Raw genomic sequence first — 17,759 nt, forward strand, 5'->3', positions numbered from 1 at the left:
GTCAACAATCGTAACCATCGAAATCAATCCGGCGTTCTGACCGTTAATTTACTTCACTGAATCGGTCGAGAATGCATCCCACGGCAACGATGAGCCGGCCCAATGAGGTCGACAAGAATATCGGCTGCGGAATCACTCGAACTATCACGTCGGAACATGCGCGCAGCAATTACTCATGCAGCGCCGTTCCGATCGCGTACCGTGCCGCCGATCGGTGCGACCGGCGGCACGGCGTACGACCAAAGGCTCCCTGCCGGCAAGCTTCCGATCCCTTCGCCTGGAGCCCGCACACGCCACCCCTCGTGGACCGGTGAAGCTCGCGCCCCCCGACCCGCGACGTGTGCCGATAGTTAACCAGATGCGCGCCGATATAGCTAGCAGCTAACAAGAACCGGACAGAGCGGTCTTGTTTAGACTTTGAGCAAACCATCCGCTAGGCTGTGGGCCACGATGGTTAGCTAGCAGCAAACTAATCCTGGAGGTGGGCTGTGTCCGGCGATCCACGGCCTCGTCTGGCCCGCCGCCTCGACGATCTCTTCACGTCCGCCCGGCCGAAGGGCAAGCAGTGGACGAACGCCGAGGTCGTCGCGGAGCTCAAGCGGGCCTCGCCCGATCTCAAGGTGGGTGCCGTCTACCTCTCGCAGCTGCGCAACGGCAAGCGGACCAACCCGTCGCCGGATCTGCTGACCGCGCTGGCCCGCTTCTTCGGCGTCTCGACGGCGTACTTCTTCGACGACGAGGTGAGCGACTCCGTGCAGGCTGAGCTGGCCGCGCTGCACGCGATGCGCAACGCCGGGGTGCGTGCGGTGGCGATGCGTGCGGCCGGCATGCGCCCGGACAACCTGCAGGCGATCACCGCCATCATGGATCAGTACCGCCAGATGCAAGGGCTCCCCGCGATCACGGAGGAGCAGTGAGCTCCGAGGCACGGCACGAATCGCTGATGCGGCTGCGCGAGGCCGGCGTCCGGCTGATCGCCGACCTCGGCCTGTCCACCTATCCCGATGTCGACGCGCTCTGCCACCACCTGGGCGAGCTACGGGAGCGCCCGATCGTTCTGATGCCGGTGAAGTTGCGCGCCTCCGATCCGTGTGGCATGTGGATCGTGGCGCGCAACGAGGATCTCGTCTTCTACGACAAGGACACCACCAGGGCGCATCAGGAGCACATCATCATGCACGAGGTCGGTCACATCATCAGTTGCCACCGCGGCTCGGGCATGCTCGACGACGCGAGCGCGCGGCTGCTGTTCCCCAGCCTCGACCCGGCGCTCGTGCGGGACATGCTGATGCGGGCGACCTACGACGACGTGCAGGAGCAGGAGGCCGAGGTGATCGCCTACCTGCTCTCTCAGCACATCGTGCCCGAGAGTGCCGTCCCGGAGCGGACCCCGGAAAGCAGCACCCTCGACCAGATCGCCCGGCTCCTCGGCTAGCGGGCGGGCACGGCCATCAGCCCCCTCACCTCGGCGGCGAGCGTCTCGACCGTACGCCGGATCTCGTGCTCCTGATGTTCGCTGGTGAGGAAGAAGCGCAGCCGCGTCTCGCTCTCCGCCACCGCGGGGTGCAGGATCGGGTCGACGACGATGCCCCGGTCGAACAGCCGGGTCGCGAGCCGCAGGGTGCGCGCGGAATCGCCGACGATGCACGGAACGATCGGGCTGTTCCGGCTCGGCCCGGTGTTGACGCCCGCGGCCCGGGCCAGCTCGAGGAAGAGCGCGGAGTTGCGGCGCAATCGCGCGACCCGCTCCGGCTCGGCCGCCGCTATCCGCAGGGCCGCCAGGGCGGCCGCCGCGTTGGCCGGGGTCAGGCCGACGCTGTAGACGAAGCCCGGCAGGGTGTACCGCAACCATCGGATGAGCCGCGCCGAGCCGGCCAGGTAGCCGCCGCAGCTGGCGAACGACTTGGAAAGCGTGCCCATCCACAGGTCGACGCCCGAGCGATCGACGTCGAAGTGCTCACCGACGCCGCCCCCGCGCGGGCCGATCGTGCCGATGCTGTGCGCCTCGTCGACCATGAGCAGCGCGCCGAACCGCCGCTTCAGCTCGATCAGCGCGGGCAGGTCCGCCAGGTCGCCGTCCATGCTGTACAGGCCCTCGACGGCGATCAGCACCCGCCGGAAGCGGGACCTGGTCCGCCGCAGCAGATCCTCCAGCTGTTCGGCGTCGTTGTGCGGGAACGGGCGGCGGGTCGCGCCGGAGAGCGCGCAACCCTGCAGGATGCTGTCGTGCGCGAGCGCGTCGTGCAGGATGAGGTCGTCCGGGCCGACCAGGTGGCCGATCGCGCTGACGTTCGTCGCGTGCCCGCTGACCAGGGCGAGGCAGTCGTCGGTGCCCAGCAGGCCGGCCAGCGCGCGTTCCAGTTCGATGGTCAGCGGACGCTCGCCGGAGAGCAGCCGGCTGCCCGACACCGACGAGCCGTAGGTGTCGACCGCCGCGCGGACCGCCGCGTTGACCTCCGGATGCCCGGAGAGGCCCAGGTAGTTGTAGCTGCTGAAGGAGATCAGCTCGCGGCCGGCGACGGTCGTCACGTTACGCATGACGCCCTGGTGCACCCGGAAGTAGGGATTCGGCAGGTCGAGCTCGTCCAGCTGCCGGATGCGCTCGTCCATGGCGAGCACCTCGGGCAGGAAGTCCCCGCTCGCGATCTCCGGCGGCCAATCCGCCTCATCGGGCGCGGAGGGCCGCTGAACGCCCGGCTCGACGCCCGGTGCGGCCCGGACCTCGGGCTCGGCCGGCGCGCCGGTCAGCTCGAGCAGTTCGGCGACGGTCCGGTCGTGGGCGAGCAGGTCGAGGTCCGGCCGGCCCAGGTCCTGCCGCAGCGCGGTCTCCAGGTCGGTGAGCATCAGCGAGTCCAGCCCGAGGTCCGCGCTCAGCCGCAGGTGCCGATGCAGATCGCCGGGTGGCAGGGCGCTGATCCGGGAGATTCGTTCCAGGACGGTGGAAGCGGCGGCCGCCGGCTCCGGCACCCGCGGAGCGGAAGCGGCGAGTTCCGGCTCGGCGGCCGCCGGCTCCGGCACCCGCGGAGCGGCCCGGCGCTTGGCGTCGTTCACCAGCCAATGCCGCTTCGGCCGCAGCGGGCTGGGCGGCAGGGTGCACAGTTGGGCATCGCGGGGCAGCAGCCGCAGGCCGGGTGTGTCGGCGATGCGCTCCAGCAGCCGTTCCCGCCCTGCCGCGTCGGCCGGGTGATCGGCGCCGAGGTCCAGCGTTTCGGCCGGCTTCTCCTCCCCGTCCGGGACGCTGCCGGCGCGTACCCCGTCGCCGATCTTGCCGTTGTGCCCGGCGGCCAGGGCGTCCGCCCCGGCCAGGAGCCGATGCACCGCTTCGGCGGGGGTGGTGGCCGCGACGACGAGGCGCTCCCCGAGCAGGCGGCGGCGGGCCAGGGTGCCGGACACCGCGGCCAGGTCGAGGGCCTCCGTCGTGATGGCGCCGGCCACCTCGCGCGCGTGGCGGGCCAGGCGGCCCCGATCCCGGCCGGTCACCACGAGGACCTCCGGGCTGCCGTGGGCCGGCGCGGTGCGGGCGGCCGGCGCGGGCGCTTCCTCGAGCACCACGTGCGCGTTGGTGCCGCCGAAGCCGAACGCGCTCACGCCCGCCCGGCGCGGGCCCGACTCCGGACGCCAGGCGACGACCTCGGTCGGTACGGCCAGCCCCGCCGAGTCGAGATCGAGCTCGGCCGAGGGCGTGAAGTCCGGCTGCGGGACGATGACGCCGTTGCGGACCATCAGGGCGGTCTTGATCAGGCCGGTGATGCCGGCGGCGACCAGCGAGTGGCCGAGCACCGCCTTGACGGCGCCGACCCAGGCGCGTCCCGGCTGCGCACGGCGCAGCTCGCCCAGCGCGGCCAGTTCGACCCGGTCGCCGATCGCGGTGGCCGTGCCGTGCGCCTCGAGGTAGCCGACGTCGCCGTCGGGCAGGCCGGCGTCCGCGTACGCGCGGCGCAGCGCGAGCAGCTGGCCCTCGACCTGCGGGGCCATGCCGCCGGGCACCCGGCCGTCGTTCGAGAGCCCCACCCCGCGGATGACCGCGTAGACGCGGTCGCCGTCGGCCACCGCGTCCGCCAGCCGCTTGAGGATGACCACGCCGGCGGCCTCGCCGAGCACGAACCCGTCGGCCCGCTCGTCGAACGCGCGGCAGGTGCCGCTGGGCGACACCCCGCCGACCCGGGACAGCCCGATGTAGAGATCGGGGGTGAGCAGCAGCTGCGCGCCGCCCGCCACCACCGTGCGGGCCCGCCCGGTCCGCAGGGCGTGCACGCCGTTGGCGACCGCGGTCAGCCCGCTGGAGCAGGCCGCGTCCAGTGCGTAGCTCTCGCCGTGCAGGTCGAACGTCGAGCTGATGGTGCCGGGCCCGAAGCTCAGCAGCGACCCGGAGACCGAGGTGCCACGCAGCCGCTCGACCGCCGCACCGGCCTGCTGCCAGGACGGATCGGCCGGCGCGATCCCGAACTCGCCGGCGACCAGCTGGCGCAGGCGCAGGTTGGTCGCGGCGATGTCCCGGTAGCCGTTCTCGCTGATCCCCATGATCACCGAGACGTCGCCGCCGTCGAGACCGGCGCTCTCCGCGCCGGCGTCCTGGATCGCCTCCCGGGTCAGATCGATGAGCACCCGGTGCTGCGGATCCATGCCCCGGGCCCGGAACGGCGGCATCCGGTAGTAGCCGGCGTCGAACTGGTCGACGTCCGCGATGGTGGCGATCCGGTCCACATAGGCGCCGTGCGGATCACGGGGGTCGTCGCTGCGGAACGAGTCGTGTTTCCACCGGCTCTCCGGCACGGGCGTGAACTGTGGTGCGGGCGCCTGCAGCAGGCGCCAGAAATCCGTGAGATGGGCGGCGCCGGGCACCCGGCAGGCCATCCCGATGATTGCTATACCAGCGGAACTTCTCTCTGACGACATGATCAACTCCCCAGGTTGGTGTCGGCTCAGCCGGCTTGGGGGCTGGCACCTCGCCACCATTGGACGGTCGAGCGCATCTGCTCGGACAATGGCGTCGGTGCAAGCCCGAGATGCTCGGCGCATGCGGTGGAATCGACGACGAACGGGCGATCGAACTGGTACCGGACCTCGTCCAGCTCGCGGATGAACGGCGAGACCACCCCGAGGACTCGGACCAGCGCCGGAGGCACCCGGCGCACGCCGACCGGGGCGGTCCCGGCCGCCTCGCACAGCTTCGTCACCATCGCCTGGATGGTCTCCGGCGGCACGGTCGGAACGTGCCACGGGCGCCCCCAGGCGCTTTCGGTGGTGCCGAGCCGGATCAGGGCGCTCGCCACATCCGGCACGTACGTCCAGCTGTGCGGCATGGCCGGGTCGCCGAGAACGCGTACGGTCCGGCCCCGCAGGACGGCGGGCACGACCCGGTCGGCGAGGTGGCCGCCCGCGGTGACACCCGGACCGAAGTAATCCGACGCCCGGGCCTCGACCGCCCTGATCCGGCCCTGGCGGTGCAGGGCCAGGACGTCCTGCGAGATCTGGGCGCGCACCCGTCCCTTGCGGCCGGTGGCGGCCAGTGGCAGGTCCTCGGTCAGCGGCCCGTCCACCGGCCCGTACCCGTAAAGATTGTTGAGCAGGACCAGGACCGCGCCGCTCGCCTCGGCCGCCGCGGTCACCCCGGCGGTCAGCGCCGGCAGCTCCTGCGGCCACCTGGTGTACGGCGGAGCGGCGCAGTGGTAGATGACGCTCGCCCCGGCGGCCACCTCGGCGAGCCGGTCGCCGGCCGCGGCGTCCACCGCGACGAACTCGATGCCGTCCTCGGCCGGGTGCGTGGAGCGGGTCACCACCCGGACCTCGTGCCCCTGACCCACCAATGTGCGCGCGGTAGCCGCGCCCGCCGGCCCGAAGCCGACGACCACCTGCAAACTCATCTGTTATCGCTTCCGGTCCGGTCGATCGTCGTTGAGCTGGACGAATGTTCGGGAAACCTGGCGCAGCCAGCGGACCTCGGCCGCCAGCGTGTCCCCGCTCTGCCCGGGCGGGCCGGCCGCGACCACCTCGAGCTGGGGTTCCCGGCCGGACCGCTTGGCCAGCAGCGCGCGGTGGATCCGGGCCGCCTCCACCTCCGGCAGCCGTCCGTCCGCCGGGGTGGCCTCGGACGAGCCCGGGACGGGCAGGCCGTCCGGCTCGTCCATGTACGGCCGCAGCGCCCGCCAGCCGTCCCGGATCTCGATGACCCGGCGGTGCAGCCGGTACGGCAGGTCGGACAGCGAGCGGCTGGGCGGCTCCAGGGAGATCCCCGGCGACGCCTGGTAGAACGCGTGCCACAGCGGGTACAGCGTGCGGTAGGCCGCGTAGTCGTGGAACCAGCGCCGGGCATCGTCGACGCGCGGGCCCCAGGACTGCATGGTCAGTCCGACGTTGAGGGTCACGATGCCGATCGCGCTGAACACCGCCGGCAGGATCGCCCACTCGCCGACCCCGATGTAACCGGTGCTGAGCAGGATGATCGTCACCCGGGACAGGCAGTAGCAGAAGAGCAGCAGCGCGGCCGCGGCGAGCACGCGCAGGGCCCGGCGCAGCCAGCCCGGCTCGGCGAGCCGGGAGTAGGGCACGCACTGCCGGACGATCGTGAAGCACGGCACGGCCTGCGAGAACATGAAGACCAGCAGGTAGCCGACCACGAGCGGACGGTTGCTGCCGGTGTTCAGGTCGGTGGCGGGCAGCCGGTCGATCCGGGCGGCCAGGAAGAGCGTCACCAGGACGAGCCCGGACACCGCACCGAAGACGATCCAGCGGTTCACCCGCCGCCGCGCCTCGGCCAGCGAGGAGGTCCAGAGCAGCAGCAGGACCTCGGCGCTCGTGCAGTAGGCCACCGCCGCCAGGTGCATCAGCAGGATCGCCAGGTTGCCGACGCCGAACAGCCGGTCGGTGGTCAGCGCGACCACGCCCAGGGAGAACGTCACGCATTGCAGGAACAGGACAAGGATCAGGCTGCGGTAGGCGAGGTCTCCCGAGGAGCGGCGGAACTGGCCGGCCTTGAGCCCGAACGCCGCGTACGAGGAGAGAGCCGAGAGAGCGAAGCCCAGGGTTCGAATGAGATCCATCAGTGCCTCGACTCGCTCCCCTAATCCGGCAACGGCACGTCGAGACCGATCACCTCGGCGGCCACCGCCACGCCGAAGTCGAAGAACGCGTCCTGGTCGCGGACGCTGTCGTGGGTACGGCTGAGCACGTTGAAGCTCAGCAGGCCGATCAGGCTGCTCCACAGCACGATGCCGCGCTCGAGCAGTTCCCCGTACGGCGCCGGCGGCAACTGTCCGAAAACTGCCACCGCCTCGTCGCGGATCAGCGGCGCGCTCAGCAGCGTCCGCGACGGCGGACGCAGCGCACCCGAGATCAGCGCGGCCTGCACGATCCGAGCCAGCACGGCCGGCGTACGGGAGGCCGGCGGCACCGTCTCCGGCGGCGCGTCGTAACCGGGCACCGGCGAGCCGTAGATCAGCGAAAACGCGGCCAGGTCGGCCTGCGCCCAGGCTCGCAGCGCCCGGGCCGCGGCCAGCAGTCGCTCTCCCGGCTGCTTGCCCTGCTTCTCGGCGGCCGCGTCGGCCTCTTCCATGGCGGCGGCGGAGGAGTCGTACGCCTCGATGATGAGGGCAGTCAGCAGGTGGTGCGTCGTGGCATAGTGGTCCTGCACTTCGCCCAATGACAGCGACAGCTCGTCGGCGACAGCTTCCAGCGACAAGCGCGCTGCACCCCGTTCCGCCAGGAGCTTCTGTGCACTTTGGATAATCCGTTGCGGAGCTTGATCTGGCATGCCGGACACGCTACACGAAAGCATGATTTTTCGTGGTTACGCATGGAGATACCCGGTCGGTCTGGTTGCCGACAATCCGGGAGTCGTCGAACGAACGCATGCCCTTTTCCGCTGTTGGCCGGCGGCGGACCACCGCGTAGCCTGCCGGAGACGATTGTCCAGGGAGGGGCGGACCCGTGCGGGTAGCCGGCGTCATCGTGCAGAGCTGCGACGATCCACCCACGGTTCGCGAGCTGACCCCGGGCCAGGCGGCCACCTTCGGGCGCGGCTCCCAGCAGCACCCGGTGGACATCGAGCTGCCCGATGCGGCGATCTCGCGGGTGGCCGGCCGCATCCTCGCCGTGGAGGATCACTGGCTGGTCAGCAACCTGAGCGCACGCAGCACGTACGTCATCGAGAACCCCGAGGGCGGTGGCGAGTTCATCAAGGTCGCGCCGCGCCGGCTGGAGATGCCGGTGCCGTTCGAGTTCTCCCGGGTGGTGGTCCCGGGGGCGGACCGGTCGGCCGCCTTCTACGTTTTCGCACCCCAGCACACGTACGCGGACATCGCGGCCACGCCGGACGGCTCGGCCGACGCCACCCGCACGTCGTTCCCGCTGGACGAGACCGCGAAATACTTCCTGATCCTGCTCGCGATGTGCGAGCCGCGGATGCGACACGCGTCCAGCCCGGTGATTCCGACGGCGCCCGAGATCGTCGACCGGCTCGCGCGGGTGCCGTCCACGGCCGGGCTGACCCGGGCGGCGGTCAACTTCCACATCGACTACCTGGCCCGCGAAAAGCTGCGCGTCAAATCGCCGGACGGGGCGAAGGCCGACTGGCAGCGCAGCGCGCTCGTGTCCCTCGCACTGCAGTTCGATCTCGTACGCGAGGAGCATCTGGCCCTTTTGGAGGGCTGACGGCTACGAGGTCACCGGGCGGTAATCGGCCAGGTAGGTGCGCAGGTGACCGATGTAGATCGTCAGCTTGGGCCGGCCCGGCGGGATGCCACGGGCCTTGCGGACCACGTCGAAGGACGTACGGTAGGCGGCCGCCAGATTCTCCTGCGGGCTGCCCGGAACATCCTCCAGCTGGGGCGCCATCCAGCACAGGTACCGGCCCACGGCGGGAATGGACAGGTCCGGCGGGAACGGCGGCGAGGGAACCCGGTCACGCTGGCCGGGGGGCAGATAGAACTTGAGTACGCCCGGGGTCCAGCGCGCGATGCCGTACTCGTCGGCCGCCGGGTCGGACAGATTCGGGTCGAAGCCGCTCTCCGCCTTGAGCATCGCGGCCACCAGCAGCGGCGAGACGGCCTTGTTGTCGGGGCACATCGAGCCGGCCTCGACGATCAGGTCGTAATAGGCGGGCGGGATATCGCGGTCCGTCCGAAAATATCGATCGTATTTTGCCGATGAGGAGCCCACCGCGCCCTCCGCATGCCCCAGCGGAAACACCCAGACGAGCGCGACCAGAGCGCCGGCGACACCCAGCAGGCCCACGGCCGCGGAAACGCGACGCCCGGGCAGGCGAAACCGCCGCAGCGAACCGGGCTCGGCGGCGATTTCCAGGGCCCGTCGGTGCAACGACGCGGCGTCGAGCCGCTGCCGGGGGTCGGCCGCCAGGCAATCGGCGATGAACCGCCGCCACGGTTCGGCGAGACCGTCCGGCAGATTCAGCAGGGCATCGCCGTTCGCGTACGCGGAAGCGGCCGCCGCCCGCGCCCGCGCGGTGACCCCCGCGAACGGAAGCCGCCCGGTCAGCAACTGACACGCGGTGACGCCGAGGGCCCAGACGTCGGCGCTCTGCCGCACGGCCGTGCCGCGATCCTTCACCGGCTCGGCCCACCGCTCCGGCGGCACGTAGTCGGAGGTGCCGCCGGGCGGCAGGTATGCGTGCGTTCCGTCGAGCTGCACGGCCAGCCCGAAATCGGCCAGCCGGGCCGAGCCGTCCGGCATGAGCAGGATGTTCCCGGGCTTCAGGTCGCCGTGCACCCAGCCCGCCCGGTGCAGGTGGGCGAGGGCGCCGCACACGTCGGCGATGATCCGCGGCGGGTCGGCCAGCCCGGCGCCGCCCGCCCGCTCGAGGGCCTTGGCCGCCGACCCGGCGGCCAGCTCCATGGCCAGCACGGTCACGCCGTCGAGCACGGGGCGGTCCGGGTCGTCGATGACGATGATGTCGAGCACCCGGATCAGGCCGGGGTGCTCGACCTGCCGATGCACGGCGACCTCCCGGCCGGTCATGTCGGCAAGGTGACTGAGCTGGCGGGCGGTCAGCGTCCCGGTCGGGATGAACTTGAGCGCGGCCTCCCGCGGCTCGCCCGCACCCACCCGGGTGGCCCGGTAGACGCTGCTCCAGCTGCCGCTGGCCAGGGCGGGCCCGACCCGCCAGCCGCCGACGACGTACCCCAGCGGCACGCGGATCGTACAGATATCGAGATCCATGGTTTCCCCCCGTGCCCCAGCGCTACCTGGAAGCTTTCAGGTACCCGGCCACAACACCGTCCATGATGCTCACCCCCGCAAGCCCGATCGAGCGATCGGCAGACGAAGGGGCATTCATGAAGGTCAAAATCATGGCCACGTTGGCCGTGGCAGTGGCCGCGGTAGGAGTGCTGGCGTCGCCGGCCCACGCGGCCGGGCCCAACTTCAAGGCGCCGTTCCCGTGCGGCCAGCGCTGGACCTACCAGCACCACGACGGCGAGGTGCGGCTGGCCCTCGACTTCATCCGCAACGACGGCGGCACGACGGCGGGCACCCCGGTGCTCGCGTCGGCGGCCGGCACGGCGGCGCGCAAGTACCAGGCCGACGGTGCGGGCAACTACATCGACATCAACCACGGCGGCGGCTGGCACACCTACTACTTCCATCTGCAGTCGTACTCCGTCGACGACGGCGCGCACGTGGCGCAGGGCCAGCAGATCGGCGTCACCGGGACCACCGGCAACTCCACCGGCGAGCACATCCACTACGAGCAGCTGCTCAACGGCGTCGGCCAGACCATCGCGATCGAGGGCACGTCGCTCGCGCCCTACCCGGCAAGCTACGGCGTCAAGTCGCTGACCAGCACCAACTGCGGTGGCTCGGGAGACCCGGGCAAGTATTGGGTGGACACGTTCGCCGCGGCGCCGGCCTACGCCTCGCCGACCAGCACCTCGCAGACCGGCACCCTGAACGCGGGCACCAACTACGTCTTCTGCAAGGCGTGGGGCCGGCAGGTCGGCAGCGGCAGCTCCTACAACCACTACTGGCTCAAGACCGACCCGGATTCGGGCCCGGCCAACCAGTACGTCTCGGCGTACTACCTGAGCCGCTGGGGCAACGACGAGGCCAGGGACAACAGCGGCGCCGTCATCCCGGACTGCTGACATGAGGTCACTACCGGGCAAGACGTTCACGAGTCTGATCGCCGTGGCCTGCGTGATCGCCGCGATGGCCGTCCCCGGCCGGGCGCAGGCCGCGGTGCCCGTGCCCGCCGGGGTCACGGCCGGGATCGCCGTCTTCGACCGGCAGGCCGGCGCCTTCACCACGCAGCAGAACGCCGACCTGCAGTTCCGGTCGGCCTCGGTGGTCAAGCTGCTCCTCGCGCTGGACTTCCTCTGGGACCGCGGGCCGGACTACGCGATACCGGCCGCCGACCGCACCCGCCTGGACGCGATGCTGCGCAGCAGCGACGACGACGCCGCCACGTACTACTGGGTCCAGGGCGGCTACGAGCAGGTGATCAACCGGATGGTTCCGCGCCTCGGGCTGCGCAACACGGCGCCGCCGCCGAGCTCGCAGCGCGGCTACTGGGGCTACACCGCGATCACCGCGGCCGATGTCGTCCGCATCTATCGGTACCTGCTGGATTCGGCGCCCGCGCCGGTGCGGCAGTACATCATGGACAACCTGCGGCAGAGCACCCGCTGCGCGGCCGACTCCTACGACCAGGCCTTCGGCATCCCGAGCGTGTTCTCCGGTGCCCGCGCGGTGAAGCAGGGCTGGTCCGGCTTCGGGAACGCCCCGATGACCTGTGCCGGCGGATCGGCCGCCGCGTCCCGTGGATCGGCCGCCGCTTCCGGGGTGGACCTCGTCCAGGAAGCCCTGCACACGACCGGCACCGTGGGGCCGGACGACCGCTCGATCGTCGTGGTGCTGACCCTGCACCCCGACGGCACGCCGTTCGCCAAGGCGTACAACGCGCTCACCGGCATCGTCCGATCCCTGACCGTGCCCGGCGGCACGAGATTCCCGGGCTCGTCGTTCGGGACCTGGGGTTCCGGCGTACGCGTGCGGTCCGCCCCGACGACCGCAGCGCCGCCGCTGGCCACCGTTCCCACCGGCGTCGACGTCCTGGTCTCCTGCCAGGCGCTCGGCCAGGAGGTCGTGGTGAGCCCGTACCGGAACCCGTGGTGGGGCTATCTGCCTCAGTTCGGCGGCTACATGACGAACATCTATGTCACCTCGCCCGACAACAAACTCCCGAACGTTCCCGACTGCTGATTCCTCAGGAGGTCATCCACCATGTCCTGGAAGAGACTTGCCGTCATCGGCGCCACCGTGGCCGGGATGCTGCTGACCGCGGCCGCCCCGTCCTACGCCGCCGATCCGAAACCCGGTCCCGGCCCCGCCGGCCGGCCGGTACCGCTCTCGATGGTCGCGGCCATCGCGTACGCCAACTGCGTCTCCGGCGGCGCGACCAGCGCCGACACGACCGTCGCCAACCAGCTGCGCGCCCAGATGAACGGCCACCTGGGTGGCAACGCCCTCAATAGCTACCACGTCTCCTGCGCCCGGGTGATCGCCGCCACGGCGGCCGGACGCGGGCTCGACAAGCGCGCCGCCGTCATCGCCATCACCACCGCGATCACCGAGTCGACCCTGCACAACTACACCGAGGCCGTCGACCATGACAGCCTCGGCCTGTTCCAGCAGCGCCCGTCGGCGGGCTGGGGCACCCCGGCCCAGCTGACCGATCCGGTCTACGCGACGAACGCCTTCCTCAACGCGATGATCCGCAAATACCCGAACAACGCCTGGATGAGCGGCGACATCGGCGCGATCTGCCAGGCCGTTCAGGTCTCCGCCTACCCCGACGCGTACAGCGCCCAGGTGCACGACGCTCAGCTGCTGGCCGACGCCCTGTGGACCGGCGGTGGCGGCTCGGGCGCCAGCAGGTACTGGGTGGACACGTACGCCGCCGCCCCGGTCTTCGCCTCGCCGACCAGCACCGCGCAGACCGGCACCCTGAACGCGGGCACCAACTACGTCTTCTGCAAGGCGTGGGGCCGGCAGATCGGCAGCGGCAGCTCCTACAACCACTGGTGGCTCAAGACCGACCCGGACACCGGACCGGCCAACCAGTACGTCTCGGCGTACTACCTGAGCCGCTGGGGCAACGACGAGGCCAGGGACAACAACGGCGTCGTGATCCCCGACTGCGCCGGCGGCAGCCGCCCGAAGTATTGGGTGGACACCTTCGCCGCCGCGCCGGTCTTCGCCTCGCCGACCAGCACCTCGCAGACCGGCACGCTCAACGCGGGCACCAACTACGTCTTCTGCAAGGCGTGGGGCCGGCAGATCGGCAGCGGCAGCGCCTACAACCACTACTGGCTCAAGACCGACCCGGATTCGGGCCCGGCCGAGCAGTTCGTCTCTGCCTACTACCTGAGCCGCTGGGGCAACGACGAGGCCAGGGACAACAACGGCACCGTCATCCCCGACTGCTGACCGATCCCGGCACCCCGGCGCTCACGCCCAGCGCGAGCGCCGGGGAACGGTCGGTCCCGATGCATCCGGACGGACCACGGCCTAGGCTGGCAAAACGTGTCAGAACGCCGGCTACCGGCCGCAGGACTGGCCGCCCGGTTTCGTCGCCGAACAGCTGGAAAGAGGCCTCCCGCGAGTCCCCCCACTGGCGTAAATGGTCAGGCGGTTTCAGCAGCGCAGCTGCCCGCAGGCGTCAAGAGAGTTGCCGGGCGGCTTGCGGGTCGAGCCGGCCGGGACGAGAATGGGTCGAGGTTGATGACCCAGCCACTGCTCCGTGAGGTGATGGCTGGTGTCCAAGATTCTTAATGATCATGTGCCTGCCCCCAGCCGGGGTGCCGACCTCCTCGGCTGGTCGCAGCGACGTGTCGGCGGTGCTTACGTGATCTTCTTGGCGGGTGAGCTGGATCTGGCGACAGCCCCCGAACTGCGCTCACGATTGATGAGTGTCGCCGAGACAAGCACCGCCGCCGTCCTGATGCTGAACCTGTCACAGGTGCATTTCATCGATGCCAAGTCCGCCGGCATCATCGCGTGCGCCCGGGAGGCGGCCGGGAGCCACGGCACGCTGTTGCAGGTCGATGGGCTGCACGGCGTGCCGAAGGTGGTCTTCGACGTGCTCGGGTTGACGCCGCTCCTGGCCGGCGACGGCGGGAGGGATCCGCTTGACTGACACCGACGACCAGCGGGTGCCGGACAGCGAGGTCTCGTTCGACGAACGCCTGCGGCGGGCCGACCTGTGGGAAGCCGGCGCGGACGAACGCGAGCGGCTCGCCGACGAGCGCGAACGGCTGGCCGACGAGCGGGAGGCGCTGGCCGACGAACGGGAGCGGCTGGCCGATCGGCAGGAGCGCTCGCAGGACGAGCGGGAGGCCTCCCGGGCGGCGTCCGCCAGGCGCACCGGCGGGACGGCCGAGGCGGCCGAGGCGGCCGAGGCGGCCGAGACCCAGGCGGCGGTCCGCCGCGCCGAGGCCGCGGTGCGCCGGGCCGAGGCGGAGCTGGAGCGGACCCGCCAGGCCGCCGCCCGGATCCGGGCGCGCGCCGCCCTTCGCGGCGCCCGCGGCGAGCGGATCGCGACCGCCCACCACGCGGCAGAGGCCATCAACGCCGAGGAATCCGCCTGGCTGGCCGACCGGCGCGACTTCGTCGCCGCCGAGCGCGATCACCGGGCGGACGACCGCGACGACACGGCGGACCGGCGCGAGGAAACCGCCGGGCTGCGCGAACGGCTGGCCGACGAGCGTGAGCGTGAGCTGCTCGACCGGGAGCGGCGCTTCGACCGGCTGCGGCCCACCGGCCGACCGGCGAGGCGGCTCGACACCGACCGGGCGGAGGCGGCCGCCGAGGCGCATTTCGGTGATGAACGCCAGCGCGAGCGTGCCGCGGCCGGCCGGCGGGCCGCGGCCCGGGAGCGGGCCCGGGCCGCCGCGGCGTGGGGCCCCCAGGCGTACGGGCCGATGCTGCTGGCCGCCTTCGCCCCGCTGGCCCGGCAGCTGTTCGGCAACGACAACCTGCGCGACGTGCTCGCGCAGGTGCTGAAGTTCACCGTCGGCGCCGTGGCCGGGTGCGACCGTGCGAGCGTCACGCTCCACCGGCACGGGCGCGTCGTCGACACGGTGACCACCGACGCGGTCGCCGCCGAGCTCGACGACATCCAGTTCGAGACCGGCATCGGACCGGCACCGGAGGCGATGAACAGCGACCAACCCGTCTCGGTTTCCGATCTGACCGCCGCGTCGCGCTGGCCGGTCCTGGCCGCCACCGCCGCCGAGCTGCGCGTGTCCAGCGCACTCTGCTACGGCCTGTACGTGCAGCGGCCGGCCCAGTGGTCGGCGCTCGGCGCATTGACCCTCTACAGCTCGACACCCGACGCGTTCAGCGACGCCGACAACGAGTTCGGCTCGATCCTGGCGGCGTACATCGGGATCGCGGTGGCCATCGCCCAGCGCCACGACGAGGTCGACCGGCGCGAGGCCGCCCTGCATCGTGGACTGAGCACCCGCGACGTCATCGGGCAGGCCAAAGGCATCCTGATGGAACGCCGGCGGCTGTCCGCCGGCGACGCCTTCGACCTGCTGCGCCGGGTATCGCAGCAGTTGAACCGCAAACTCGCCGACGTCGCCCAGGAGCTGGCCGAGACCGGCGAGCTACCGGCCGAGGTCCGTTGATGCCCGACCGCACGGCCCGCGCGATGACCTGGCCGGTCAGGCCAGCAGGTCGGCCAGGCCGGTCAAGGTCAGCACCTGATGGACGGCGCCGCCGGCCGGCGCGGTCAGCCTCAGACCGGCCGGCACCGCGGCGGCGTCCAGTCGATGCAGCAGCCGGACGCCGACGCTGGACAGCAGGGTCACCTCGGTCAGATCGAGCGTGACCGGCACGACGCCGCCTCGCCCGGCCTGCCGGACCGCTCGCTCCAGTTGATCCACCGTGGCCGCGTCGATCGCGCCGGCGACCCGCAGCGCAGGGCCGCCGGTCTCGATCCGGAACGGCACTTCCCGGGCCTGCTCGGCGGCCTCGCCGGCCGCCTCGAAGCGGGTCGTCGCCGCGCCGACCTCGACCGGGCGCCGCAGCCGGTGGGTGAGGGTGACCGTGGTGCCGCGCTCGCCGGTGACCACCTCGACGTGGTCGGACAGGGCCCGCATCATCAGCATCCCGCGGCCGCGGTACTGCGGATCGGCCGGAACCGGCCGCCATCGCCCCCGGTCCGTGACCGTCGACCGGAGTACGCCCTGCTCGTCCAGGTCCACGGTGACGGCGAAGTCGCCCGGGCCGCCGCCGTACGCGTGCTCCACGGCGTTGCCGAGCGCCTCGCCGAGCGCGTGCTGCACCGCGCCCACCTGCGACGGGGACACGCCGAGACCGGCCAGCCAGGTGTTGATCGCGGCACGCGCGACGGCCAGGCTGTCGGGCCGGGCGGGCAGCCGCAGCCGGGGCGGCGGGGGCTGGTCGGCGAGCAGCTCGGCGGCCAGCACGGTGACGTCGTCCTGGTATCCGGCCCAGGCGAACCGCTCGATCAGCAGTCCGCACAGCCGGTCCACCGCGAGGGCGGGCAGCGAGGTGTGCGGCGAGACGGGTTCGGACAGGATCGCCGCGGCGACGGTGGCGAGCTCGGCCCGGCCGGCGTCGAGGCCGCGGCCGGCGCGTTCGATCAGCCCGTCGGAGTAGAGCACGACGAACTCGCCGGGATGCAGGCGGTCGACGTGCAGCCGGGCCGGTTTGCTGCCGACGCCGAGCGGCCCGGCCGCCGCCCCCGGCAGGAAGCGGGCGGCGCCGCCGGGCCCGAGAACCAGCGGCGAGGGATGCGCCCGCGAGGCGTACTCCAGCGTGCCGGTATGCGTGTCGACCAGGACAATGCCGACGGTCGCGCCCTCCGCGGCCGCGATGTGCCCGGCGATGGTGTCGAGCCGGCCGAGCACGTCGAGCACGCCCGCGCCGTCGATCAGCGCCTGCAGGGCGACCGCGCGCAGTTGGCCCATCACCGCGGCCGCCTCCGGCCCGTGCCCGGTGACGTCGCCGACGAGCAGGGCGACCCGGCCGTCGGGCAGCGCGACGGCGTCGAACCAGTCCCCGCCGGCCGCCGCCTCGGCGCCGGCCACCGAGTAGCGGGCCGCCAGGCGCATCCGGGGCAGGACCGGCACGCCGTGCGGCAGCAGGCTGCGCTGCAGCGAGAGCACCACGTCGCGGGCCTGCTGGTAACGGCGCTCCGAGTCGTCGGCGCGGGCCTCGGCGGCCTGCCGCTGGCGTACCCATCGGGTCGTCTCGACGATGTGCACCACCATGCCGGTCACCGCGCCGTCCCCGTCCCGGGTCGGCAGGAACGTGTAGGTGTAGAAGTCCTCCTCGAGGTGCCCGTCGCCGTCGCGGTCCACCAGCACCCGGCGGTCGGCGTGCGACACGGGCTGTCCGGACGCGTACACCTGGTCGATCATCTCGAAGATCTGCTGGCCGGCCATCTCGGGAATGACCTCGCGGATCGGCCGGCCGATGATGCCGGCCCGATCGCCGATGCTGGCCCGGGCGGCCCGGTTCGCGGCGACCACCCGGTGCTGCGGCCCCTCGAACGCCCACAGCACCGCCGGCATCTGTTCGAAGGCCTGGATCACCCCGGCCGCCTCGCCCGCCGGCTGCTGCTGCTCCGTCACGGCCCCAGCATCGCACCACCCGCCGCACGGCGCCCGACAGGCGGTGCGGCTCTTTGATTCGGCGCCGCTCGCGGCGCGGATGGGCCGGCGACGGCAATCTCACAGCCACCGATCTGGGGCGTGGACGGGCTCGAATCCGTG

13 protein-coding genes and 1 pseudogene are annotated in these 17,759 nt (G+C 71.8%); 8 read left to right on the forward strand and 6 right to left on the reverse strand.

Going from position 1 to position 17,759, the window contains the following annotated elements; all coding sequences use genetic code 11:
• The first annotated feature begins 488 nt into the window (after window positions 1–488).
• Window positions 489–917 carry a helix-turn-helix domain-containing protein gene (locus ODJ79_RS34735; RefSeq protein WP_263027889.1) on the forward strand — a complete coding sequence of 143 codons (429 nt, stop codon included), beginning with the start codon at window positions 489–491 and terminating at the stop codon, window positions 915–917.
• The gene (locus tag ODJ79_RS34740; RefSeq protein WP_263027890.1) at window positions 914–1,435 is read left to right on the forward strand and encodes a hypothetical protein; all 522 of its coding nucleotides are present in this window, start codon (window positions 914–916) and stop codon (window positions 1,433–1,435) included. The genes ODJ79_RS34735 and ODJ79_RS34740 overlap by 4 nt, the downstream gene beginning before the upstream one ends.
• Here ODJ79_RS34740 and ODJ79_RS34745 read toward each other — a convergent pair.
• The 4 genes from ODJ79_RS34745 to ODJ79_RS34760 are packed head-to-tail and all read right to left on the reverse strand — an operon-like array spanning window position 1,432 to window position 7,678.
• A complete protein-coding gene (locus ODJ79_RS34745) occupies window positions 1,432–5,019 on the reverse strand; it encodes an aminotransferase class I/II-fold pyridoxal phosphate-dependent enzyme (RefSeq protein WP_317620728.1) in 3,588 nt (1,195 codons plus the stop codon). The two genes, ODJ79_RS34740 and ODJ79_RS34745, sit on opposite strands and share 4 nt — an antisense overlap.
• A complete protein-coding gene (locus ODJ79_RS34750) occupies window positions 4,923–5,864 on the reverse strand; it encodes an NAD-dependent epimerase/dehydratase family protein (protein ID WP_263027892.1) in 942 nt (313 codons plus the stop codon). The genes ODJ79_RS34745 and ODJ79_RS34750 overlap by 97 nt, the downstream gene beginning before the upstream one ends.
• A gap of 3 nt (window positions 5,865–5,867) precedes the next feature.
• On the reverse strand, window positions 5,868–7,040 hold the full coding sequence (locus ODJ79_RS34755) for an MAB_1171c family putative transporter (protein ID WP_263027893.1): 1,173 nt from the start codon (window positions 7,038–7,040) through the stop codon (window positions 5,868–5,870).
• Between the two features lie 20 nt (window positions 7,041–7,060).
• A complete protein-coding gene (locus ODJ79_RS34760; protein WP_263027894.1) occupies window positions 7,061–7,678 on the reverse strand; it encodes a TetR-like C-terminal domain-containing protein in 618 nt (205 codons plus the stop codon).
• 248 nt (window positions 7,679–7,926) lie between these two features.
• Between ODJ79_RS34760 and ODJ79_RS34765 the strand changes: the two genes are divergently transcribed.
• On the forward strand, window positions 7,927–8,649 hold the full coding sequence (locus ODJ79_RS34765; RefSeq protein ID WP_263027895.1) for an FHA domain-containing protein: 723 nt from the start codon (window positions 7,927–7,929) through the stop codon (window positions 8,647–8,649).
• A 3-nt stretch (window positions 8,650–8,652) separates the two neighbouring features.
• Here ODJ79_RS34765 and ODJ79_RS34770 read toward each other — a convergent pair whose 3' ends face one another.
• Window positions 8,653–10,173, reverse strand: coding sequence for a serine/threonine-protein kinase (locus tag ODJ79_RS34770; protein ID WP_263027896.1), 1,521 nt, complete (start codon window positions 10,171–10,173; stop codon window positions 8,653–8,655).
• Window positions 10,174–10,289: 116 nt separating this feature from the next.
• Here ODJ79_RS34770 and ODJ79_RS34775 point away from each other — a divergent pair.
• The 5 genes and pseudogenes from ODJ79_RS34775 to ODJ79_RS34795 all read left to right on the forward strand — a co-directional run.
• Window positions 10,290–10,815 (forward strand): annotated as a pseudogene (locus ODJ79_RS34775) (M23 family metallopeptidase); the annotation flags it as partial.
• 282 nt (window positions 10,816–11,097) lie between these two features.
• The gene (locus tag ODJ79_RS34780; RefSeq protein WP_263027897.1) at window positions 11,098–12,213 is read left to right on the forward strand and encodes a hypothetical protein; all 1,116 of its coding nucleotides are present in this window, start codon (window positions 11,098–11,100) and stop codon (window positions 12,211–12,213) included.
• 21 nt (window positions 12,214–12,234) lie between these two features.
• Complete coding sequence (locus tag ODJ79_RS34785) at window positions 12,235–13,440, forward strand: hypothetical protein (RefSeq protein ID WP_263027898.1); 1,206 nt, start codon at window positions 12,235–12,237, stop codon at window positions 13,438–13,440.
• Between the two features lie 328 nt (window positions 13,441–13,768).
• Window positions 13,769–14,149, forward strand: coding sequence for an STAS domain-containing protein (locus ODJ79_RS34790; protein WP_263027899.1), 381 nt, complete (start codon window positions 13,769–13,771; stop codon window positions 14,147–14,149).
• Window positions 14,142–15,644 (forward strand): GAF and ANTAR domain-containing protein, encoded by a 1,503-nt coding sequence (locus ODJ79_RS34795; protein WP_263027900.1) that lies wholly within the window; start codon window positions 14,142–14,144, stop codon window positions 15,642–15,644. The genes ODJ79_RS34790 and ODJ79_RS34795 overlap by 8 nt, the downstream gene beginning before the upstream one ends.
• A 36-nt stretch (window positions 15,645–15,680) precedes the next feature.
• On the opposite strand, the gene ODJ79_RS34800 is transcribed toward ODJ79_RS34795, so the two are convergent.
• A complete protein-coding gene (locus ODJ79_RS34800; RefSeq protein WP_263027901.1) occupies window positions 15,681–17,618 on the reverse strand; it encodes a SpoIIE family protein phosphatase in 1,938 nt (645 codons plus the stop codon).
• Between the last annotated feature and the right edge of the window lie 141 nt (window positions 17,619–17,759).

It is taken from the genome of Actinoplanes sp. KI2 (assembly GCF_025630775.1).
Lineage (GTDB): Bacteria > Actinomycetota > Actinomycetes > Mycobacteriales > Micromonosporaceae > Actinoplanes.